A 22,543-nucleotide genomic window follows, 5' to 3' on the forward strand; every position below is an offset into this window, starting at 1 on the left:
AAGGGGACGTATACCTGACCGTAGCATGATGACAATCGTTTTCAGTAATCCCGTCCGAATTTCAACCTCCGGCCGGCCTCGGGCCTGCATCTGGCTCAACGCGTAACCTACGGGTTACGCTTCAGTCGTGGACGAACTGACCGAGGTGGCCGTCGCGGTCGCCGATCCGGTGCGCCGGGAGATCCTGGTCATGCTGCGCCACGCCCCGCTGACGGCGGGCGAGATCGCCGCGCGGTTCACCATCAGCCGGCCCGCGGTGAGCCGTCATCTGCGGGTACTGCGGGAGAGCGGCCTGGTGCGGGACGAGCAGGTCGGACGGCATCGGCGTTACTCGCTCGTCCGCTCCCGGCTGGGGGAACTGGCCGCGTGGCTCACCCAGTTCGACGAACGGCGCCCGGACTGGGCTATGCGCCTCGCCGCCCTTGACACCGAAGTGCACCGCACACGCCGGGACCGCGGCCGGGCGGAGCCCGCCGACACCGCGCGCCACTCCAGGGAGGACACGGCATGACTGGCACGACCTCGGAACCCACACCCACCGGGCGGCTCGTACCCACGCCGACGGGATACGACCTGATCCTCACCCGCACCTACCGCGCCCCCGTCGACGACGTCTGGGCGAGCGTCACCGAGCCGGAGCGCACGGCCCGCTGGTTCGGGCCGTGGCGCGGCGAGGCGGCGCCGGGCCGCACCATCGAGGCGCAGATGGCCTTCGAGGAGTCGGCGCCCTGGATGCCGATGCGCATCGAGGCCTGCGAACCGCCGCACCGGCTCGCCGTCACGACGGAGGACGAGGCCGGCGTCTGGTCCCTGGAGCTGCTCCTGGCCGAGACCGACGGCACCACCGAACTCCGCCTGATCCACCACCTCACCTCCACGGAGGATCTCGGCTCGACCGGACCCGGCTGGGAGTACTACCTGGACATGCTCACCGCCGCCCGCATGGACGGGCCCCGCCCGGACTTCGACGACTACTACCCCGCCCAGAAGGCGTACTTCGAGTCCCTGGCCTGAGACCGACGCGGGTAGGGCTCAGAGACGCTGCGCCTTCAGCGTCATGTGCAGGAGCAGGCGGTCCTCGCCGTCGTCCAGGTCCAGGCCGGTGAGCTGTTCGACGCGGGAGAGGCGGTAGTAGAGGGTCTGGCGGTGGATGCCCAGGTGGGCTGCCGTGCGGCCCGCCTGGCCCGCGCAGTCGAGGAACGCCTCGGCGGTGCGGGCCAGTTCGCGGTGGGCCGGGTCCAGCAGGGGGCGTACGACGGGGTCGTGGGCCGCCTCCGCGGGCAGAGCCGTCAGCAGACGGTACGGGCCGATGGAGGCCCACTCGGCGACCGGGCCGAGCCCGGGTTCGGCCAGGGCCGCGCCGGCCGCGGCCGAGGCCTCGTGCCAGGCGGCGCCGAGTTCGGCGAGGCCACTTCGGGGCGCCGCGATTCCCGCCGCCGGGCCTCCCGAGGCCTCCCGCGCCCCCTCCGCCCGGCCTCCAGAAGCCCCCCGCGTTCCAGCCACCAGGCCGGACCCCCCTCCCATCCCCTCCGCCTCCCTCAGCAGCCGCGCAGCCGCCGAAGTCGCCGGAGTCAGCACCGTCGACGAGCGCAGTCGTACCAGCAGGGCCAGGCTCTGGCCGGTGGTGCCCCACGGGACCGTGCACAGGGCCGTCGCCCCCGGGATCGTACGGACCGAAGGCGCGTCGTCCGGGTCGGCGGACGGCCAGGGGGTCACGCAGACCACGGTGTGGAGGCCCTCGCCGCGTACGCCGAGTGCCGTACGCAGCTCCGCCACCGCCATGTCCCGTGGCCAGCCGCGCTCGGCGGTCAGGACGGCGCGCAGCTCACGGGTCAGGTCCGCGCCCGCCTGGGCCTCGTCCGCGAGGAGGTCGCCGATCCGGGCGGTCACCTCCATGGCCGCGTCGAGCTGCTCCTCGGTGGGGCCCGGATCGTCGGCGAGCAGCCATACGTAACCGAGGACGAGCCCCCGATGACGTACCGGAAGGCACACCCGCCCCCGGTACACCCCCGCCTCGGGCGTCGGCGGGATACGGACCGGGCCGGTGGCCTGGGCGATGCCGAAGCCCTCGAACCAGGTGCGGACCGCCGTGGTGGAACGGCGGGTGAGGATCGAGCGGGTCCGCACGGGATCGAGGGCGGACTCGTCGATCTCGCTGTCGCTGTCGTACGCGCCGAAAGCGATCAGCTCGAAGTCCCGGTTCTCCAGCGTCGCGGGGGCGCCGAGGAGCTCCGAGATCTCGTCGACCAGCTCCTGATACTCGCCTTTCGCCTGCGTCACTCGGGCATTCTCCCGCATTTCCCACGCCCTTCATACAGATGTCTGAGATCCAGGGCACGGATGCGTGACGTCTGTCGATGGCCCACGATCGGAGGGATCCTTAAGTTTCACGGTGGTTCTCCGCGCCGTCGCCGCACCGTTCACCCGCGAACGTTCGGTTACGGCCCCCCTGCTGGTCGCTGTTGTGGAGGTTGCCCCGTGTTGGGACCCGTGATTCTCGCCGCCTCGCGCAGCGACAGAATGCGCCGCCTGGTGTCGGCGGCCCCGGTGACGAAGCCGGTCGTCGAGCGGTTCATCGCCGGTGAGACGGTCGACGACGTCGTACCGGTCGTCAAGCACCTCGCCGACCGTGGCCTTGAGGTCAGCCTGGACGTGGTCGGCGAGGACATCACCACGCCCGAACAGTCCACGGCGGCGCGCGACGCGTACCTGCGACTGATCGACCACCTCGAAGGCCTCGGCCTGGGCGAGCGGGCCGAGATGTCGGTCAAGCTGACCCTCTTCGGCCAGGCGCTTCCCGGAGGTCACGAGCTGGCGCTCGCCAACGTCCGTCCCGTCGTCGAGGCCGCCGCCCGCATCGGCACCACTGTCACGCTGGACGCGGAGGACCACACCACCCTCGACTCGATGTTCGCCATCCACGAGGAGCTGCGGAAGGACTTCCCGCAGACCGGCTGCGTGATCCAGGCCTACCTGTTCCGCACGGAGGCCGACGCCCGCCGTCTCGCCGCGAACGGCAGCCGCGTGCGTATCGTGAAAGGGGCGTACAAGGAGACCGCGTCGGTCGCGTACCAGGACAAGGCCGAGATCGACAAGGCGTACGTCCGCATCCTGAAGATCCTGATGGAGGGTGAGGGCTACCCGATGATCGGGTCCCACGACCCACGCCTCATCGCCATCACCCAGGAGCTGGCCCGGCGCGTGGGACGCAAACTGGACGACTACGAGTTCCAGATGCTGTACGGCATCCGCAGCGAGGAGCAGACCCGGCTCGCCGCCGAGGGCCACCGCGTGCGCGTCTACACGGCGTACGGCACCGACTGGTACGGCTACTTCATGCGCCGCCTCGCGGAGAAACCCGCCAACCTGCGCTTCTTCGCCCGCTCGATGATCACCAAGGGCTGACCCCACCGCTCAGTTAAGGAGTTCGGAACCTCATGGACGCTGTGACCCAGGTCCCCACCCCCGTCAACGAGCCGGTGCACGGCTACGCCCCCGGCTCTCCCGAGCGCGCCCGCCTGGAGGCCAAGCTCAAGGAGCTGGCCGAGAACCCCGTCGACCTGCCCTGCACCATCGGCGGCGAGAAGCGGATGGGCGGCGGCGAGCCGTTCCAGGTCGTGCAGCCGCACAACCGCAAGGCCGTGCTCGGCACCTTCCGCAACGCCACTCAGCAGGACGCGCAGGACGCGATCGACGCGGCCCTGGCCGCCGCGCCCGCCTGGCGCGCGATGTCCTTCGACGACCGCGCCGCGATCATCCTGCGCGCCGCCGAGCTGCTGTCCACGACCTGGCGCGAGACGCTGGCCGCCTCCACGATGCTCGGCCAGTCGAAGACCGCGCAGCAGGCCGAGATCGACACCCCCTGCGAACTGATCGACTTCTGGCGCTTCAACGTCAAGTACGCCCGTGACCTGCTCGCCGAGCAGCCGCCGGCCAACTCCACCGGCGTCTGGAACCGTCTCGACCACCGCCCGCTGGAGGGCTTCGTCTACGCGATCACGCCGTTCAACTTCACGGCGATCGCCGGCAACCTGCCGACCGCGCCCGCCCTCATGGGCAACGTCGTCGTGTGGAAGCCGTCCCCGACGCAGACCCACGCGGCTGTCCTGCTGATGCAGCTGCTGGAGGAGGCGGGCCTGCCCAAGGGTGTCATCAACCTGGTGACGGGCGACGGTCTGGCCGTCTCCGAGGTCGCCCTGAACCACCGCGACCTCGCCGGCATCCACTTCACGGGCTCGACGAAGACGTTCCGTCACCTGTGGAAGACGGTCGGTGCGAACATCGACAAGTACCGCACGTACCCGCGTCTGGTCGGCGAGACGGGCGGCAAGGACTTCCTCGTCGCGCACCCCTCCGCGGACCGTGCCGTGCTGAAGACCGCGCTGACCCGGGGCGCCTTCGAGTACCAGGGGCAGAAGTGTTCGGCGACCTCCCGCGCGTACATTCCGGCCTCCATCTGGAACGCCGGTTTCAAGGAGGAGTTCGCGGCCGAGGTCGACGGCATCAAGATGGGTGACGTCACCGACCTCTCGAACTTCATCGGCGCCGTCATCGACGAGCGCGCCTTCGCGAAGAACAAGGCGGCCATCGACCGGGCCGCCGAGGACCCGAAGTGCACGATCGTCGCGGGCGGTTCGTACGACGACTCGGTGGGCTACTTCGTCCGCCCGACCGTCGTCGAGTGCTCCGACCCGGCCAACGAGGTCTTCACGACGGAGTACTTCGGCCCGTTCCTCGCCGTGCACGTCTACGACGACGAGAAGTACGAGGAGATGCTGACCCAGATGGAGTCGGTGTCCGACTACGCGCTCACGGGCGCCGTCATCGCGAACGACCGCGCGGCGGCGGCGTACACGGCGGAGAAACTCCGCTACGCCGCCGGCAACTTCTACATCAACGACAAGTCCACCGGCGCCGTCGTCGGCCAGCAGCCCTTCGGCGGCGGCCGCAACTCCGGCACCAACGACAAGGCCGGCGCCCCCCAGAACCTCCAGCGCTGGACCCTCACCCGAGCCATCAAGGAAACCCTGGTCCCGCCGACGGACTACGCGTACCCGCACATGGGTTGATCCCGCACGGGTTCAACTACCGCCCCCGCTCCGGGACTCCGGAGCGGGGGCGGTGTCGTATCGGTGTTCGGTCGGCTCGGTCAGCGGTCGCAGGTCGTGCGGCCCGCGTACCAGCGGCAGGCGAGGGCCGCGAAGCCGCCGTCCGCCACGACCGGGACGGTGAGCGTGTCGCCGCCGCGCACGGCGTGCGGCTCGCGGACCAGCCCCGACGGGCCGTCGGTGACGGTCTCCACGAGCCACTTGCCCGCACCGAGACGCAGGGGTACGTCCACACTCTGGGCCGCACCCGCGAACGTACCGCCGATGAACCAGCGGCCGTCGGGCGCTTTCCGCGCGAGCACCGCCGAGCGGCCCGGGTCGCCGGTGAGCAGGCGGGTGTCCTCCCAGCCGGTGGGGAGTTGCTCCAGGTAGCGGCGGGCCTCGGGGCGGGCGTCGTACGACTCCGGAGTGCCGGCGAGGTTCTGGATGCCGGACTCGTAGAGCACGCTCAGGCCCAGCTCACCCGCGTCCGACTGGACGTTGGGGCGGAACGGGCGGTGGAAGGCGCCCGGGGTGAAGTCCATGGAGCCGATGACGTTGCGGGTGAAAGGCAGTGCGGCCAGCTGTGCCGCCGTGTTGTTGCGCTTCTCCTCGCCGCCGACCCCCTCCAGCGTCATGACGTGCGGCCAGGTGCGCTGCATGCCCTTGGGGATCGTGGAGCCATGGAAGTTGACCATGAGGTGATGCTTCGCGGTGTCCTTCAGCACGTCGTCGTACCAGCTCATCCGCTCCTGCGACTCAGAGTCCATGAAGTCGATCTTCACGCCCTTGACGCCCCACTTCTCCAGCGTGGAGAGCCACTTCTCGCGTTCGACGGGGTCGGTGAGGAGGGTGTAGTGCAGCCAGACGTGGATGCCGACGCCGCGTTCCTTGCCGTAGCGCACCAGCTCCGGCATCCAGCTGTTCGTCTGCCAGTCCGGGTCGATGACCTCCCACTCGCCGGGCTTGAAGTACCAGCCCGCGTCCACGACTTCGTACGGCCAGTTGCGCTCGGCCGCGTAGTCCACGTACTTCTTCTGCGCCTCCAGGCTCTGCCCGGCCTCCTTGCCGCCGGCCAGCCAGGTCCACAGCGCCGCGCCCGGCTTGATCCAGGAGGTGTCGCGGACCCGGGACTTGGGGGCGAGGTCGTCGGTGAAGGTTGACTCGGTGACGGTTGCCAGATCACCGGTGATCATCGCGCGCCAGGGGGTGGTGAGCGGGCCGGACGCCTGGACCGGCTCGTCGTTCCACAGACCCACGCCGTACGTCGGCGAGTTGGCCGCGTGGGTGAGGTGGGCGCCCGCGTAGCTGCCGGTCAGGTCCGACTCGGCGATCAGGGCGTAGCCGCCGTCCGTCTTGAAGAGGGCCTGCATCGAGTACGTGCCCTCAGGCGCGGCGGCTGCCGACTCGTAGCGGACGAAGGGGAGTTCGTTGTCCGCGCGATAGCGGTTGATGACGGCCTCGGCCGTGGCGGGGAAGGTGAAGGCGGAGGCCTCGCGTACGACGTCGCCGTGGTCGCCCGGCAGGACGTAGCGGTAGGCGACGCCGTCCGGTGCGACACGCGTGAGCAGGTCGAGCCGGGCGCCGTCGGCCGTACGGAAGCGGAAGCGGGACTCGGTCATCCGGGCAACACGCTTGTGGGACTTGCCGGTTGGGATGGTGTAGCGCTCGTTGACCGTGCGGTCGCTGCGGCCGGTGAAGGTCAAGTCCTTGGAGAAGTCGGCCTGTTCGGTGACGAGGCCGAGCGGAGACGGTTCGAGGACGGTGCGGCCGGCGCGTCTCACGGTGAGCGTCGGCCGGCCGTCGTCGAGAGCCACCACGGCCGTGGGGGAGCCCTGCGGGCCGCGCACCTCCCAGGATGCCGGGGCCGCGGGCGCCTCGGCGCGAGCGGGAAGCGCCGCGGTGGCCGTGGCGAGCAGTGCGGAGCAGAGCGTCAACACGATGGTGCGGGCCCGGGGTTGGACCGCCATGTAGAACCCCTCCTGTCACAGACATCGGATGACTGTGAGCGTGAAGGGGCTCTTGAGGAGTGTCAAGGAGTCTGACAGCATCAGACATCGGATTGCTGATGACTGGTTCAGTACAGGGACCGGACCTTCGGCGTGGGAGGTGGCCGGAGGAAGGCGTCAGTCCGGGAGCGTGAGGACGAGCTTGCCCTGGACGTGTCCGGACTCGCTCAGCTCATGGGCCTTGGCTGCCTCCGCGAAGGGCAGGACCGCCTCCACGTGGATACGCAGGCGATTGCTCGCCAGGAGCGAGGCGATCTTCCCCAGGCGGACGCCCGACGGCTCCGTCAGGACGACCGCGAAGCGCATGCCCCGGGCGTCCACGTCCTCGGGGGAGAGGCCGAGGTCGCCGGGGATCGCCGAGATCAGCAGGCCGCCGGGACGCAGGGTGTTGAGCGTGCGCGGGCCGTAGTCGCCGCCGATCAGGTCGAGAGCCACGTCCATGTCGTGTACGGCGGTGGCGAAGTCCGTGGCCGTGTAGTCGACCGCCTCGTCGATGCCGAGGTCGTACAGGAAGCCGTGTTTGCCGGCGCGCGCCGTGCCGATGACGTACGCGCCCTCTGCCTTGGCAAGCTGTACTGCCGCGTGGCCGACACCGCCCGCCGCCGCGTGCACCAGCACACGTGTGCCCGGGGCGACTTGGGCGAGGTCGACGAGGGCCTGCCAGGCGGTGAGCGTCGCCGTGGGCGCGGCTGCCGCGTGGACGTGGTCCAGTGTCGTGGGCTTGGCCGCGAAGTGCTCGGCCGGCGCGGTGACGTGCTCCGCGTAGCCGCCGGCCGGGATCTTGCCGAAGACCTCGTCACCGGGGCGGAAGAGCGTGACACCCTCACCGGTCGCCTCAACCACGCCGGAGACGTCGGCACCCAATGTGAACGGCGGCTCCCCGAGGACCGGAGCCGCCCCTGAACGCACCAGCCGGTCAAGGGCGTTGACCCCCACCGCACGTACCCTCAGCAACACCTCACCCGGACCTGGAACGGGCCGCTCCCGCTCCTCGATCACCAGAACCTCCGGTCCGCCGAACCGGTGCTGAGTCATCACACGCGTACGCGGGAGTGCGGTGGTCATCGGGTCTCCCTCCCGAAGCCGGAATCGCGAACCGCTCCACTCCCCATGGTGCTCCCGAAGCGAGCCGTCCGCACCCGCCGTCCGCACTCGCCGCCCCCGCGATACTGACGCGATGACCCTCCGACTGCGTACCGCTCACACGGCCGATCTCGCCCCCGCAGAGCTCCGCGCCGTCCGCACCCTCCTGGACGACGCCTTCGAGGGTGACTTCAGCGATGAGGACTGGGATCACACGCTCGGTGGCGTCCACGCCCTCGTACACGACGACACCGGTCTCGCCGCACACGGCGCGGTGGTCCAGCGCCGGGTGCTGCACCACGGCCGCTCGCTGCGCACCGGTTACGTCGAGGGCGTCGCGGTCCGCGCGGACGTCCGGCGCCAAGGGCTCGGCGGCCGGGTCATGGCCGCCCTGGAAGGGGTCATCGACCGCGCGTACGCACTCGGCGCGCTGTCCGCCACCTACGAGGGCGAGGGTCTGTATGCCGGTCGCGGCTGGCAGGCGTGGCCGGGACGGATCCACGCGCTCGGCCCGGACGGCATCGTGCACCTCCCGGACGAGGAGGTCTGGCTCTTCCTCCGCCCTGCCTCCGCCGGTGCGCTCGACCCCGCGTACGAACTTGTCTTCGACTGGCGCGACGGCGACGTGCTCTGACCGGATCAGGCATCGTCACAGGTCAGCGGAGTGTGACCCATTTCGCCGTCTCAGATAGTAGGAAGCCCAAGTAATTGTGGAGACAGACGCTCCGTCCTCGCTTAGCTTTGTAGAAGCCGAACGTCTCGCTCGATCAAGCGAATGGCGGCCGTGAGCCGGAGCCCTAGGCAGGCAACCCCTGCGGCACCGCTCCCCGCCCCACCCGGCGTCTCGTAACCCCTTCCGCACTCCGTGCCGCCATAAGGAGTCGATTTCCCATGGCCGAGACGACCGTCCGCCGCCGAGTCCGTCACGTCTCCCGTACGAGCGAGTCCGACCGTAAGAACGCCGCCGCCGCGCTCCAGCGCGCCCTCGACCGCAGGGACAACGGCGGCGCGACGGGCCACTGAGCCCCCGAGTCCTTCGATGGGCCACTGAGCCCCCACCTTCCGGGAGCCGCCCGTAAGTGGTGCGGCGCGGGTCTCAACTCCCGCGCCGCACCTCGAAGTAGTCGACGCGCCCGCCGTTCTGCGCGAGCGCCGACACCTTGAGCTTCGCGGCCGAGCCGGTCTCCGCCTCGATCGCGAGGAACGAAAAACCGGTGTAGCGGACCCGGGACCACTCCACGGTCTCCGGGTTCTCCGACTTCCCCTTGGTCCAGCGGAAGCTGTCGACCGACTCCCGGTCGTTCACCTTCCCCTCGTAACTGTCCTTCACCCCGTCCGGAAAGCCGTACAGCTCCTTGCCGGCGCCGCCCGCGGTGACGTACACGGTCCCGTCGCGCGTCGGATCCGTCGAGGCGCCTACGGGCACGCGCTTGCCGACCTCGCCGCCCTTGATCGCGTCGGTCCGTTCGTAGACGTGGTTGTGCCCGTTGATTACCAGGTCCACCTGGTGCTTGGTGAACAGCGGGAGCCAGGCGTCGCGCAGACCGCCGTCCGAGGCGTGCGTCGACGTCGAGTACATGCAGTGGTGGAAGAACACCACGATGAAATCAACGGACTTGCGCAGCTCCCCGAGCCGCTTGTCCAGCCACTCGCTCTGCTTCCCGTCCGAGTAGCCGAGGTTGGCGGGTATCTCGTACGAGACGTCGTTCGCGTCGAGCGCGACGATGCCGACATTGCTGTACGTGAACGAGTAGACGCCCGGCGATTTCTTCGGGTCGAAGCCGTTGTCCGGGAGCGACCAGCGGGCCGACTGGCCGCCGTAGCCGTCGGGGGAGTACCAGGCCTCCATGTCGTGGTTGCCGGTCGTCACCATCCAGGGCACGGACTTCGCGACCGACTCGGTCTGCGCGAGGAACTGGTCCCAGACGCGGGCGTCGTACGTGTCCGAGTCCTTGCCGTGGCCCGTCGTGTCCGCGTAGCAGATGTCGCCCGCGTGGAGGTGGAAGGACGGGTTCTGACCGAGGATCACCTGGTCGTTGGCGAGCGCGTCATAGCTGACGCCCTGGTCGCCGAAGGCCGTGAAGACGAACTGCTCGGGGCGCGCGGGCGCCGTACGGAACGAGCCGATCGTCGACAGGCGGTCGGCCGACGTCGGGTCGAAGCCCTCGTGGCCGACGCCGTAGTAGTACGTCGTGCCGGGCTTGAGGCCGTCGAGGGCGGCGTGCAGGTAGTACTGCTCGACCGCGGGGAGCTTCTTCGACAGGGACGGGGTGCGCAGGTCCCGGACCTCGGCGTCGATCCTGCGGCTCAGGTCCCAGGGCTTCGAACCCACCCGTACATAGGGCTTCTTGACGGCGAAGGGCACCTGCCAGGAGATCCGCATCTGCGTCTTCGGGTCGGCGCCGAAGGCGAGATGGCGGCCGAAGGGTGCGACCACGGAGCCGGGCACGCGACCGGTCGCGGGATGCGTCACCGGTGAGGACGTCGTCCGCGTGGGGCTCGCCGAGTCCTCGCCCGTACAGCCGGCCAGCAGCCCTGCCCCTGCGAAGGCGCCCGCGGTCACCAGCGCCCGCCGCGACAGTCTCGCCCGCAAGTACTCGTGCTGCTCCGCCATGCTCATACGGCGGGCCAGCTGCTCGGGTATGCCGACGTTCGGGACGGGGTGCTCGAGCGGTGACCCGCTGGGCGGAACAGTCATGGTGGGAAAACTTCCCAGCGAGCCCCAACACAGGCCTGACTTCTGGATGAACGGAGACTTACGGGCCGATGCGGTGTCACTCGACGGTCCGTGGACCGGCTATAGATGGGTCGTACATGCGTGTCCGTATCGCGGACGCCTCGTGTCATCCCGTGGGACGGAGGAGTAGGCTGCCGACATGTCTCGCAGCCTCAATCTCGCAGTGATCCCCGGTGACGGCATCGGCCAAGAGGTCGTTGCCCAGGGCCTGAAGGTGCTCTCCGCCGTCCTTCCGCAGGATGTGAAGCTGGAGACCAAGGAGTACGACTTCGGCGCCAAGCGTTACCACGCCACCGGAGAGACCCTCACCGACGCGGACGTCGACGCGCTCAAGAAGCACGACGCGATCCTGCTCGGCGCGATCGGCGACCCGAGCGTGCCGTCCGGCGTCCTGGAGCGCGGCTTCCTGCTGAAGCTCCGCTTCCTCTTCGACCACCACGTCAACCTGCGTCCGTCGAAGCTCCTTCCGGGCGTCGCCACCCCGCTCGCCGGCCAGCCCGAGATCGACTTCGTCGTGGTCCGTGAGGGCACCGAGGGTCCGTACACCGGCAACGGCGGCACGATCCGCAAGGGCACCCCGCACGAGGTCGCCACCGAGGTCTCCGTCAACACGGCCTTCGGTGTCGAGCGCGTCGTCCGCGACGCCTTCGCCCGTGCCCAGGCCCGCCCGCGCAAGAAGCTGGCGCTGATCCACAAGAACAACGTGCTGGCCTTCGCGGGTCACCTGTGGACCAACATCTTCAACAAGGTGGCCGAGGAGTTCCCCGACGTCACCACCGAGTACATGCACGTGGACGCGGCGACGATCTACCTCGTCACGCAGCCCGAGCGGTTCGACGTGATCGTCACCGACAACCTCTTCGGTGACATCATCACCGACCTCGCCGCGGCCGTCTCCGGCGGCATCGGCGTCGCCGCGAGCGGGAACATCAACCCCTCCGGCGAGTTCCCGTCGATGTTCGAGCCGGTGCACGGCTCGGCGCCCGACATCGCAGGCCAGGGCAAGGCCGACCCCTCCGCCACCGTCCTGTCCGTCGCCCTCCTGCTGCGTCACCTCGGCTACGAGACCGAGGCCGCCCGCATCGAGGACGCCGTCTCCGCCGACCTCGCGGAGCGCGGCACCACGACCCGTACGACCGACGAAATCGGCGACGCGCTCGCCGTACGAGTAGCCGGCTGACCCGCCGCGCTCTCGCCAGCCGCCGGGTCGCTTCCGCACCCGGCGGCTTTTCCTATGCCTCGCCGGGTGCCACCATCATCCCCTGGGCCGCATTCACACCCATATCCTCCACGGCTCCGCTCACGCGATAATCGAACGTGGAGCCGCGGATCAAGGGAATGCTCGGACGTCCTCGCACTGGCCATCGGTCGGTACGGGCGTGAGCGCGGCCCGTCACAAACAAACCGGTGAAGGACAACCACTCATGACGACGCCCACGATCGAGCTCAAGCCCTCCGCGCACCCGCTCTCCGACGCGGAGCGGGAGGCGATCCTCGCCAGCCCCGGGTTCGGCCGCCACTTCACCGACCACATGGTGACGATCAAGTGGACCGAGGGCCGCGGCTGGCACGACGGGCAGCTCACGCCGTACGGGCCGCTCTCCCTCGACCCCGCGACCAACGTCCTGCACTACGCGCAGGAGATCTTCGAGGGACTGAAGGCCTACCGGCAGCCGGACGGCTCGGTCGCCACCTTCCGTCCCGACGCCAACGCCCGCCGCTTCCAGGCCTCCGCCCGCCGCCTCGCCATGCCGGAGCTGCCCGTCGAGACGTTCATCGAGGCCTGTGACCTGCTCGTCCAGCAGGACAAGGCATGGGTGCCGGCGCACGGCGGCGAGGAGTCGCTCTATCTGCGCCCGTTCATGATCGCGACCGAGGTCGGTCTGGGCGTGAAGCCCGCGAACGAGTACCTGTTCATGGTCATCGCCTCCCCGGCCGGCGCGTACTTCCCGGGCGGCGTGAAGCCCGTCTCGATCTGGCTCTCCGACGACCGCGTGCGCGCCGTCCCCGGCGGCATGGGCGACGCCAAGACCGGCGGCAACTACGCCGCGTCCCTGCTCGCGCAGGCCGAGGCCGCCGCGAAGGGCTGCGACCAGGTCTGCTACCTCGACGCCGTCGAGCACAAGTGGGTCGAGGAACTGGGCGGCATGAACCTGTACTTCGTGTACGGCGACAAGATCGTCACCCCGACTCTGACGGGCTCCATCCTGGAGGGCATCACCCGCGACTCGCTGCTCTCGGTCGCCGGTGACCTCGGCTACGAGTCCGAGGAAGCCCGCGTCTCCATCGACCAGTGGCGGGACGACACCGCGAACGGCACCCTCACCGAGGTCTTCGCCTGCGGCACCGCCGCCGTCATCACCCCCGTCGGCACGGTCAAGTGCCACGCGGGCGAGTGGCAGCAGAGCGGCGGACAGCCCGGCGAGGTCACGCTGAAACTGCGCGAGGCGCTGCTCGACATCCAGCGCGGGGTGAGCGAGGACAAGCACGGCTGGATGCACAACCTCGGCTGACGGCCTTTACCCGAAGCCTTGTTGGTCCCCGCTCTCCTCAACTGGAGGGCGGGGACCGGCCGTTCACGGTCCAGGAACATCAACGTCCTGACGCGCACGGACGCCTGACGCACCGCCCAGGTTGTACGCAATACGGCCGATTGACCCCGTACCGCTGGTGAGTTTGTATCCCTGTGGGCCTCGGCGCTGGGCCGGGGGAGAAAGCGACCAACGGGGAACACGGGGAGAATCATGACCACTGCACGGAGGGTTGCGCTCGGCGCTGCCCTGATCATCGCGCTCACCGGCGTCGCGCTGCCCGCGTCCGCCGCGCCACAGCCCGTGCCGCGCACCGAGAAGGCCAGCGTGGCACCGGACGGCACCGATGGGGACGCATGGTCGACGGCCGAGGGGCTGAGCGCAGACGGGCGGTATCTGGCCTTCCAGTCGCGGGCCGGTAATCTTGTCGCGGGCGACACGAACGGCGCGCGGGACGCCTTCGTACGGGATCTGAGAACCGGTGAGACCCGCCGGGTGAACACTGCCGCGGACGGCGGCCAGAGCGACGGCGATGTCTCCAGCCTCTCGCTGAGCGCCAACGGCCGCTACGCGGCCTTCAGTTCGGACGCGAGCAACCTGGTGCCCGGTGACACGGACGGCCGGACACATGTCTACGTGAAAGACCTCAAGACAGGTGCGGTCGACCGGATCGAAGACATCGCTCCCGGATACGACACCGCGAACTCGCCGGTGATCAGCGCGAACGGACGCTATGTCGCCCTGGTCGCGGGACGCTCGGAACCCGTCCAGGGCGACGCGTGGGGCAGTGTCCACCGGGTCGACCGCAAGACGGGCACGGCGGTCAGGGTCAGCCAGGTGCCCGACGCCAACCGGCCCAGGTCGGTCACCAACATCTCGATCAGTGCCGACGGCGAACGGGTCGGCTACCAGTACTTCGTCCCGTTCCCCTCCAGCGGCGACTGGAGTGACATCTACGTCCGCGACGTACCGAGCGGGAAGCTGTGGCAGGCCGACAAGGCGCCGGACGGTGCGGTCTCCGACGCTCAGTCCGAGTACTCGTCCCTCAGTGCGGACGGCCGTTACGCACTGTTCCACTCGCTCGACTCGAAGCTGACGCCGGGCGACACCAACAACGCACACAACGTGTTCATCCGCGACCTCGAGACCGGTGAGCTGCGCCGGATCGACGCGGCGGACCCGTCGGAGTCCACCGGGTTCGCCGCGCTCAGTGCCGACAACCGCCGACTCGCGTTCGTCTCGTCCAGCCCGAGCACCGGCGACTACGAGACCCATGTGTACGTGCGCGATCTGCGCACCGGGCGCACCGAACTGGTCAGCGCCGACACCGAGGGCGGCTTGAACGACGACTCGGCGGTCTCGCCGGTGATCGACGCGCACGGTCGCCGGGTGGCCTTCAGCTCCTACTCGGCCGACCTGGTGCCGGGCGACAGCTACGACCATCAGCACGCGTACGTCCGCCATCTGCGCTGAAGCGCGCCGGACCCGGCGCAACCATGCGCTGAGTAGCGTCCCGCTCGCATTCTGAGACAAACGTGAGCACGGGGACGGTCTGTGCCAGACTGCCCCCGTGCTCTCGTTCGCCACGATTATTGGCAGCAGGCGCGCCGGTCCGCAGTGACCGCCCCGTACGACCACGTACGGGCGGACACCGTCGTCCTCGACCCGCGCGCAGACCTCTCGCATCCGCGAGGGGTTTTTCTGTTTCCCGGCCCACCCGCAGCCGGGACGGAGCGCGAGGGATCATGAGGGCGGTGGAGCCGGTCATTCCGGTAGACCGCATCCCACACAGGAGCCAGTAGAGATGACAGACGCAACCGACGAGAACTACGGCCCTTCCCACGTCGACGACGACTTCCACGTCTTCGACACGACGCTGCGCGACGGTGCGCAGCGCGAGGGCATCAACCTCACCGTCGCGGACAAGCTGGCCATCGCACGGCACCTGGACGACTTCGGCGTGGGCTTCATCGAGGGCGGCTGGCCCGGCGCCAACCCGCGCGACACCGAGTTCTTCGCCCGCGCCCAGCAGGAGATCCACTTCAAGCACGCCCAGCTCGTCGCCTTCGGCGCCACGCGCCGCGCGGGCGGCAAGGCGGCCGAGGACGCCCAGGTCAACGCGCTCCTCGAGTCCGGCGCCCCTGTCATCTGCCTGGTAGCCAAGTCCCATGACCGGCATGTCGAGCTGGCCCTGCGTACGACGCTCGACGAGAACCTGGAGATGGTCCGCGACACGGTGGCGTATCTCCGCTCCCAGGGCCGTCGGGTGTTCGTCGACTGCGAGCACTTCTTCGACGGCTACCGGGCGAACCCCGAGTACGCGAAGGCGGTCGTACGAGCCGCCTCGGAAGCGGGCGCCGACGTGGTCGTGCTCTGCGACACCAACGGCGGCATGCTGCCGGCCCAGGTCCAGGCCGTGGTCGCCACGGTCCTGGCCGACACGGGCGCCCGGCTCGGCATCCATGCCCAGGACGACACGGGGTGCGCGGTCGCCAACACCCTGGCCGCGGTGGACGCGGGCGCGACGCACGTCCAGTGCACGGCGAACGGGTACGGGGAGCGCGTCGGCAACTCGAACCTGTTCCCGGTGGTGGCGGCGCTGGAGCTGAAGTACGGCAAGAAGGTTCTCCCCGAGGGCGCGCTGTCCGAGATGACGCGCATTTCGCACGCGATCGCCGAGGTCGTGAACCTCACGCCGTCGACGCATGAGCCGTACGTAGGGGTCTCGGCCTTCGCGCACAAGGCGGGCCTGCACGCCTCCGCCATCAAGGTCGACCCGGACCTGTACCAGCACATCGACCCCGAGCAGGTCGGCAACACCATGCGGATGCTGGTCTCCGACATGGCGGGCCGGGCGTCGATCGAGCTGAAGGGGAAAGAGCTGGGCGTCGACCTCGGTGACGACCGTGAGCTGGTCGGCCGGGTCGTGGAGCGGGTCAAGGAACGCGAACTCCAGGGCTACACGTACGAGGCCGCCGACGCCTCCTTCGAGCTTCTGCTCCGGGCGGAGGTGGAGGGCAAGGTCCGCAAGTACTTCGAGGTGGAGTCCTGGCGGGCGATCGTCGAGGACCGCCCCGACGGCAGCCACGCCAACGAGGCCACGGTCAAGCTCTTCGCCAAGGGCGAGCGCATCGTCGCCACGGCGGAGGGGAACGGTCCGGTGAACGCGCTGGACAAGACCCTGCGCGTGGCCCTGGAGAAGATCTACCCCCAGCTGGCCAAGCTCGACCTGGTCGACTACAAGGTCCGCATCCTGGAGGGCAAGCACGGGACCTCCTCCACGACGCGGGTCCTCATCTCCACGTCGGACGGTGCGGGGGAGTGGTCGACGGTGGGCGTGGCGGACAACGTGATCGCCGCGTCGTGGCAGGCACTGGAGGACGCGTACACGTACGGCCTGCTGCGGGCTGGGGTCGAGCCCGCGGAGTGAGCGGGCGGGCGTGCATGCGCCCGGCGTGCACGCCCACCTCGCTTTGCGCCGCACAGGAGTAACTTCGAAGGTATGAAGGCCGCACTGAACCGTGGACTCTCCATACTCCTGATCGCGTTCGCGGCCTTGGCGGTGCTGTCCGTCGGGGCCACGCGCGCCCATGCCGCCACAGATGTCTCGACGGTCGCGGACGCTCTCAAGGAGAGCCCCGTGTACGTCGACCCGTCCATGTCCGAGCAGCTGCCGAAAGCCGACGCCGAAGCCCTGGCCAAGGAGATCGAGGACGCCGACAAGCCGGTCTTCGTCGCGGTGCTCCCGGCCGACTTCCCGGAGGAGAACCTCTTCCGGAACCTGCGTACGGCGACCGGTGTCACGGGCCTGTACGCGATCCGGCTCGGTGACGAGTTCCAGGCAAGGGCCGACTCGACGGTCCTGTCGAACGAGGCCGTGCGGAACCTTGTCACCAGCGTCCAGGGCGAGAGCAGCACCGAGACCCAGCTCGACGACTTCACTGACCGCGCCCTCGCCAACGTCGGCGGCTCCGCCCCCAGCAGCTGGACCGACGGCGGCGACAGCGACCCGACCGGCGTACTGATCGGAACGGGCGTCGTGCTCGCGGCCGGTGGCGCGGGCGCCTACACGCTCGTACGCCGCAACCGCCGCAAGAAGGAAGAGGAGCGGCAGGCCGCGCTCGAGAAGCTCCGTGTGGTCGTCGACGAGGACATCACCGCGTTCGGCGAGGAGCTCGACCGGCTCGACTTCCACCCCGCCGAGAAGGGCGCGGACGACGCGATGCGCGCCGACTACGAGCGCGCCCTCGACGCGTACGACCAGGCGAAGTCGTTCATGGCCGCGGCGCAGCGACCCGAGGAGGTGCGCGCCGTCACCCAGGCCCTGGAGGACGGCCGCTTCTCGCTCGCCATGCTCGCCGCGCGCCGCGAGGGCCGTCCGCCGCCCGCGCGCCGCGCCCCCTGCTTCTTCGACCCGCGCCACGGCCCGTCGGTCGCCGACGCGACCTGGACACCCGACGGCGGCACACCCCGCGAGGTCCCGGTCTGCGCCGCCGACCGCACCCGCCTGGCCGACGGCCTAGAACCCGCCGTCCGCGAGGTCGACACCGACTCCGGCCGCCGCCCGTACTGGGAGGCGGGCCCGGCCTACGGCCCCTGGGCCGGCGGCTACTTCGGTGGCGGCATCCTCCCCGGCCTCCTCATCGGCACTCTGCTCGGCCAGATGATGGCCGCCCCGGCGTACGCGGCCACCTACGGCTCCGGCTACGGCGACTTCGGAGGCGGCGGCTACGGGGGCGGCGATGTCTCCGGCGCGGACTTCTCCTCCGGTGACTTCGGGGGCGGTTTCGGCGACGGTGGTTTCGGTGGGGGTGACTTCGGGGGCGGCTTCTGAGGCACCCAGTAATCCCGTAAAGGGCAAGGGGAACGGGTCCGGCGCAGAGGGCGCCGGACCCGCGTACGTTCGTACGAGGCTTACGTCGTCGTACGAGACTTACGTCAGAGAGAAGCCGCCGCCGAAGCGATCGCCGAGGCGAACGTGGAGACCTCGGTGTAGACGCCCGGCGCGTTCGGCTGGGCGCAGCCGTCGCCCCAGCTGACTATGCCGACCTGGATCCAGTCACCGGCGTTGTCCTTGCGGAACATCGGCCCGCCGGAGTCACCCTGGCAGGTGTCGACGCCGCCCTCCTCGAAGCCGGCGCAGATCTCCTCGCCCGGCACGAGGTCGCTGTAGAAACCGCCGTAGCCCTCACACGTGGCGTCGTCGATGAACGGCACGGTCGCCTTGAGCATGTAGCGCTGCTGGGCCCCGCCCTCGGTGGCCGCACCCCAGCCGGCGACGGTGAAGTCACCGGTGTTGTACTGGCTGTTGGTGGCGATCTTCAGCGTCGGCAGGTTGATGGGCTGGGCGAGCTTGATGAGCGCCCAGTCCTTGCCGGTGCCGTTGTAGCCGGGGGCCTGGAGGACCTTGGTTGAGCGCACCTGGACCCGGCCGCTCGTGCTCTGCAGGTCCACGACTCCGGCGGTGGCCGTGATGCTGGTGTTGTTGCCCGAGCCGCTCACGCAGTGTGCGGCGGTGAGCACGATCTGCTGGGTGTAGAGCGCACCGCCACAGCCCATGGAGAGCCGCACCATGAACGGGAACTCACCCTGCGCGGCGCGGGTTCCGCCGACGACGGGCGGGGTGGCGGCTGTGGCGCTGACGGGCTGAAGGCTGACGATCGCGAGGGCGGCGGCGCCGAGGACTGCGCATCTCTTGAACGCCTTGAGGAGCTTCTTCAACGTGATGCCTTCCGTGGGGGGTTGGGCATTGATGTTGGGGGATGAATGCCAGAAATTTATGTCAGGCACATGCCAAAGAAGTAACAGACGATCGCGCCCTCAACGGCATGAGCTGGTGATTTCTGTTGGAGGATTATGAGAACGCGCTGCGCGCCACCACAAGGCGCGAATTCCAGCCAGGGGTGTCCGATTCCCGGGCGGGGGTGCCCCGTTCGGCGATACGAGGGGGGCGAGGGCGGCGGACTGGGGCTGCTGGGACGCGTAACCCCGGTGCCGGGGTACCACGTGCGAAAAGCGTGAACGCTAGGGGGCGTAATGCCCTTTACCCGCTCAAACGAGCAGCGTTTGAGCGCCGCGGGGAGAACTGTTCACGCTTTTGCGGAGGGTGTGCCTGGATCACCCGCGGCGCCCCGTCCGCTCAACTGACGCCGGGCCCACCGCTCACGAAGGCGCCCCAGGACACGGGGTGAGCGTGGCGAGTTCGCCCAGGACTCGGGCCGCCGGCACCGGGTCGACCAGCCACTTCAAGTGGCTGCCCTCGAGAGTGCGGACGTCGTACGGGTTGTCCGGCGTCAGCTCGTTGCCCTCGTGGATCAGCCGGTCCTGCATGGCGAGCGGCATGCTCGCGTCGTCGGCCAGGCGGACGAAGGTCTTCGGGATACGCCCCCAGGTCGCGGCCTGCGCCCGGTCGGCGGAGGTGCCGACGTCCAGGTTCTCGTCGGGCTGGAAGGTGCTCAGGAAGGTCAGGAACTCCTCGTCGGTGCCGTCGGCGAGGAAGGCCGCCTTGAGCGCCGCAAGGGCGCCCGGATCCGCAGTGCGGAAGTTGACGCGGAGCAGGCCGAGTTCGGCGGGGTTCCCGGCCATCGCCATGGCCAGGGAAGCGGCGTCGAACTCGGCCATCTCCGGCTCGGCGTAGTAGTCGCCGACGTCGAGAGCGACCGGGCACCAGGCCGCGACATAGACGATGCGGTCGATCAGGTCCGGCCGCGCGTTGGCCGTGGCCGTGGCCGTGGCGCCGCCTCGGCTGTGGGCGACAAGGATCACGGGGCCGTTCCGCTTGGCCCGCTCCAGGATCCCGATCAGGTGCGCGGCGTTGTCGGCGAGCGTGACACCCTTGATCGAACCGGGCGCGGTGGCGAGCCCGTCCAGGTCCTGTGGCGCCTGATAGGCGCGGGAGAAGGTCGCCCCGAAGCCGTGGCCGGGCAGGTCGACGGCGACCGAACGGTGTCCCAGGAGGCCGAGCTCGGCCTGGAGCGGTGCCAAGGAGAAGGAGTTCGCGAAGGCTCCGTGAACCAGTACGAACGTCGGTTGCATCTGTCTACTCACTTTCTGGCCTCTGCAGCGCACCGTCTCCGCCGCAGCAACGTCTTGGTACGCGGTAAACGCTTCTGGGTGTCCGGGGACGAAGCCCCCACGCGGCGGAGCCGCACATTGATACAGCCGGGAAGGGGCGGGCCTGGGGAAGAAAACCCCGCACAAGCCACCCGCTTCAGCCGGCATCCGGCAGAGCCAGCCACTCCTTCCACGTCAAATCCCGCCCGATGAACCGAGGCCGCTCAAAAGGCCACGCCTCCCCGATCCACCGAGGCACGAACGCGTCGAACTCCCGCTCCAGCCCAGTCCCGACGGCGTCGTCCACCACCCACCACGAGACCTCGGCATCGGCGCCCGCCTTCTCCGGCGGATCGATGTAGACGCACCCGTACTCGGTGGTGCCCGCCGCGTCGAACAACACGTAGTTGAACGACTCATGCGCAGCGATCTCAGCCGCGTGCCGCTCAAGATCCGCCTTGTTCGCCTCATACGTGATCGTGTCCGCAGGCCACCCCCAGGCCTCCCCGAAGATGCTCCACAACCGCTCCCGCGAGCCCATCACGGCGGGATAGTCGATCGGAGCGTCGGCTCCACTGATCGGCCGGAGGTACTGCCCACCGGGCAACTCGACACGTACGGGATGGACGAAGTCCGAGGGCAGCCAGGTCATGGCCGAAGGCTACGGGCGAAGGGCTGGTCCCCGCACCGGGTTAAGGCCTTGATGGCCAATCCCCGCTGCCGGGGGGCGAGTTGCGAAAAGCGTGACACTTTCCGGGAAAGTGTCACGCTTTTCGCGGAGAGAACGCCTGGACCGTCGGGACATTCTCGTACGCGGACGACGGGCGGCGTACTGCTCGACGTCGTTGGTCACACGGGCGGCGACGCCGGAGCCGCAACGGCCCGACTCCGGCGGCCGGTCACTCCCACGGCGAGGGCCACACCCACGAGCCCGGCACTCACCCACAGTGGCGAGCGATAACCGAACCCCGCCCCGATCACGACCCCACCGACCCACGGGCCCACCGCGGCACCGACATTGAACGCCGCCGTGGCGAAGCCGCCCGCCAGGGTCGGTGCGTCGGCCGCCGCGTACAGCGCCTGGGAGATCATCGTGGACCCGACGGCGAAGGAGAGCGCGCCCTGAACGAAAGCGAGCACGGCCGCCGCCACCGGATTACCGGCGGACAGTGCGAACACGCTCCATCCGATCAGCAGCGCAACTCCACCGACCACGAGGAGCGGTACGGGCCGGACATCGGCAATCCGCCCACCGACACTCACGCCCACGAACGACCCCAGCCCGAACAGCGCCAACACGACGGGCACCCACGCGGCCCCGAGCCCAGTGACCGAGGTGACCACCGGCGCGAGATAGGTGAACGTGCAGAAGGTCGCCCCGTTCACCAACGCACCCAGAAGCAGAGCGAGTTGAAGCCGAGGCCCTCGCAACGCCCGTACTTCCTGGCGCACACTGACACGAGCGACGTCGGGAACCCCACTCGGCACGGACCGCAGAATCGCGAACAGAGCCGGTACAGACAGAACGACCACGGCCCAGAAGGCCGACCGCCATCCCCACACCTGCCCCAGCCACGCCCCACCGGGAACCCCCGCCACACACGCGACGGTGACGCCACCGAGCAGCACGGACGTGGCCCGCCCCTTGGCCTTCGCGTCGACCATCCCGACGGCCGTCACGACAGCGACGGCAAGGAACCCGGCGTTGGCCAAGGCCCCCACAATCCGTGTGACCAGCAGTACCGAGAAGTCACTGGTGACCGCCCCCACCACATGGACAACCAGGAAGATCCCCAGAAACCCCAACAACGCCCCACGCCGAGACCACCGCCGACTCACGACGGCCATCAACGGCGCCCCCGCGATCATCCCGACAGCGAACGCCGAGGTCAGCGACCCGGCAGCCGGAACGGACACGCCCAAATCCCGCGCGATGTCCGGCACAAGCCCGGACAACATGAACTCAGAGGTCCCCTGAGCGAAGACAGCAAGCCCCAACAGATAAAGCCCAAACGGCATGAAAAACTCCGCACACCCGAAAAC

At 69.4% G+C, this 22,543-nt stretch carries 19 protein-coding genes; 11 read left to right on the forward strand and 8 right to left on the reverse strand.

The features are described from left to right. Window positions 1–127: 127 nt before the first annotated feature. The gene (locus OP79_RS16870; RefSeq protein WP_033321041.1) at window positions 128–511 is read left to right on the forward strand and encodes a metalloregulator ArsR/SmtB family transcription factor; all 384 of its coding nucleotides are present in this window, start codon (window positions 128–130) and stop codon (window positions 509–511) included. After that, on the forward strand, window positions 508–1,014 hold the full coding sequence (locus tag OP79_RS16875) for an SRPBCC family protein (RefSeq protein WP_033321042.1): 507 nt from the start codon (window positions 508–510) through the stop codon (window positions 1,012–1,014). Before OP79_RS16870 ends, OP79_RS16875 begins: the two co-directional genes overlap by 4 nt. Before the next feature lie 18 nt (window positions 1,015–1,032). Here OP79_RS16875 and OP79_RS16880 read toward each other — a convergent pair whose 3' ends face one another. Beyond that, on the reverse strand, window positions 1,033–2,298 hold the full coding sequence (locus tag OP79_RS16880) for a PucR family transcriptional regulator (protein ID WP_033321043.1): 1,266 nt from the start codon (window positions 2,296–2,298) through the stop codon (window positions 1,033–1,035). Window positions 2,299–2,478: 180 nt separating this feature from the next. Here OP79_RS16880 and OP79_RS16885 point away from each other — a divergent pair, with 180 nt between their 5' ends. Both OP79_RS16885 and pruA read left to right on the forward strand, forming a co-directional pair. Next, complete coding sequence (locus OP79_RS16885) at window positions 2,479–3,405, forward strand: proline dehydrogenase family protein (RefSeq protein WP_033321044.1); 927 nt, start codon at window positions 2,479–2,481, stop codon at window positions 3,403–3,405. Window positions 3,406–3,437: 32 nt separating this feature from the next. Beyond that, a complete protein-coding gene (gene pruA / locus OP79_RS16890; protein ID WP_033321045.1) occupies window positions 3,438–5,069 on the forward strand; it encodes an L-glutamate gamma-semialdehyde dehydrogenase in 1,632 nt (543 codons plus the stop codon). An 80-nt stretch (window positions 5,070–5,149) separates the two neighbouring features. Here pruA and OP79_RS16895 read toward each other — a convergent pair whose 3' ends face one another. Together OP79_RS16895 and OP79_RS16900 are read right to left on the reverse strand one after the other, a co-directional pair. Continuing rightward, a complete protein-coding gene (locus OP79_RS16895) occupies window positions 5,150–7,057 on the reverse strand; it encodes a glycoside hydrolase family 97 catalytic domain-containing protein (RefSeq protein ID WP_033321046.1) in 1,908 nt (635 codons plus the stop codon). Window positions 7,058–7,213: 156 nt separating this feature from the next. After that, on the reverse strand, window positions 7,214–8,161 hold the full coding sequence (locus OP79_RS16900; RefSeq protein WP_033321047.1) for an NADP-dependent oxidoreductase: 948 nt from the start codon (window positions 8,159–8,161) through the stop codon (window positions 7,214–7,216). A 112-nt stretch (window positions 8,162–8,273) separates the two neighbouring features. On the opposite strand from OP79_RS16900, the gene OP79_RS16905 reads away from it, so the two are divergent. After that, window positions 8,274–8,813, forward strand: coding sequence for a GNAT family N-acetyltransferase (locus OP79_RS16905; RefSeq protein WP_033321048.1), 540 nt, complete (start codon window positions 8,274–8,276; stop codon window positions 8,811–8,813). A gap of 257 nt (window positions 8,814–9,070) precedes the next feature. Beyond that, window positions 9,071–9,202, forward strand: a complete 132-nt coding sequence (locus OP79_RS58035; RefSeq protein ID WP_103782913.1) for a hypothetical protein — start codon at window positions 9,071–9,073, stop codon at window positions 9,200–9,202. Between the two features lie 73 nt (window positions 9,203–9,275). Here the strand turns inward: OP79_RS58035 and OP79_RS16910 are convergent, their stop codons facing one another. Further along, window positions 9,276–10,877, reverse strand: a complete 1,602-nt coding sequence (locus OP79_RS16910; protein ID WP_051744712.1) for a purple acid phosphatase family protein — start codon at window positions 10,875–10,877, stop codon at window positions 9,276–9,278. A 178-nt stretch (window positions 10,878–11,055) separates the two neighbouring features. On the opposite strand from OP79_RS16910, the gene OP79_RS16915 reads away from it, so the two are divergent. The 5 genes from OP79_RS16915 (at window position 11,056) to OP79_RS16935 (ending at window position 18,281) form a co-directional block, all read left to right on the forward strand. Then, window positions 11,056–12,096, forward strand: coding sequence for a 3-isopropylmalate dehydrogenase (locus tag OP79_RS16915; protein ID WP_033321049.1), 1,041 nt, complete (start codon window positions 11,056–11,058; stop codon window positions 12,094–12,096). A gap of 244 nt (window positions 12,097–12,340) precedes the next feature. Then, entirely contained in the window at window positions 12,341–13,429 is a 1,089-nt protein-coding gene (locus tag OP79_RS16920; protein ID WP_033321050.1) for a branched-chain amino acid aminotransferase, read from the forward strand. A gap of 231 nt (window positions 13,430–13,660) precedes the next feature. Continuing rightward, on the forward strand, window positions 13,661–14,920 hold the full coding sequence (locus OP79_RS16925) for a TolB family protein (RefSeq protein WP_033321051.1): 1,260 nt from the start codon (window positions 13,661–13,663) through the stop codon (window positions 14,918–14,920). A 331-nt stretch (window positions 14,921–15,251) separates the two neighbouring features. Further along, a complete protein-coding gene (gene cimA, locus OP79_RS16930) occupies window positions 15,252–16,877 on the forward strand; it encodes a citramalate synthase (RefSeq protein WP_033321052.1) in 1,626 nt (541 codons plus the stop codon). Between the two features lie 72 nt (window positions 16,878–16,949). Further along, window positions 16,950–18,281 carry a hypothetical protein gene (locus OP79_RS16935; protein ID WP_033321053.1) on the forward strand — a complete coding sequence of 444 codons (1,332 nt, stop codon included), beginning with the start codon at window positions 16,950–16,952 and terminating at the stop codon, window positions 18,279–18,281. Window positions 18,282–18,385: 104 nt separating this feature from the next. Here OP79_RS16935 and OP79_RS16940 read toward each other — a convergent pair whose 3' ends face one another. The 4 genes from OP79_RS16940 to OP79_RS16955 form a co-directional block, all read right to left on the reverse strand. After that, window positions 18,386–19,168, reverse strand: coding sequence for a S1 family peptidase (locus OP79_RS16940; protein WP_033321054.1), 783 nt, complete (start codon window positions 19,166–19,168; stop codon window positions 18,386–18,388). Between the two features lie 441 nt (window positions 19,169–19,609). Continuing rightward, window positions 19,610–20,482: an alpha/beta fold hydrolase gene (locus tag OP79_RS16945; RefSeq protein ID WP_211270812.1), complete on the reverse strand. Its 873-nt coding sequence runs from the start codon at window positions 20,480–20,482 to the stop codon at window positions 19,610–19,612. Between the two features lie 175 nt (window positions 20,483–20,657). Then, entirely contained in the window at window positions 20,658–21,152 is a 495-nt protein-coding gene (locus tag OP79_RS16950) for a hypothetical protein (RefSeq protein ID WP_033321056.1), read from the reverse strand. Window positions 21,153–21,349: 197 nt separating this feature from the next. Continuing rightward, window positions 21,350–22,519, reverse strand: a complete 1,170-nt coding sequence (locus OP79_RS16955; RefSeq protein ID WP_033321184.1) for a Cmx/CmrA family chloramphenicol efflux MFS transporter — start codon at window positions 22,517–22,519, stop codon at window positions 21,350–21,352. Window positions 22,520–22,543 lie beyond the last annotated feature (24 nt).

Source organism: Streptomyces yerevanensis, from assembly GCF_000716805.1.
GTDB classification, from domain to species: Bacteria; Actinomycetota; Actinomycetes; order Streptomycetales; family Streptomycetaceae; genus Streptomyces; species Streptomyces flaveus.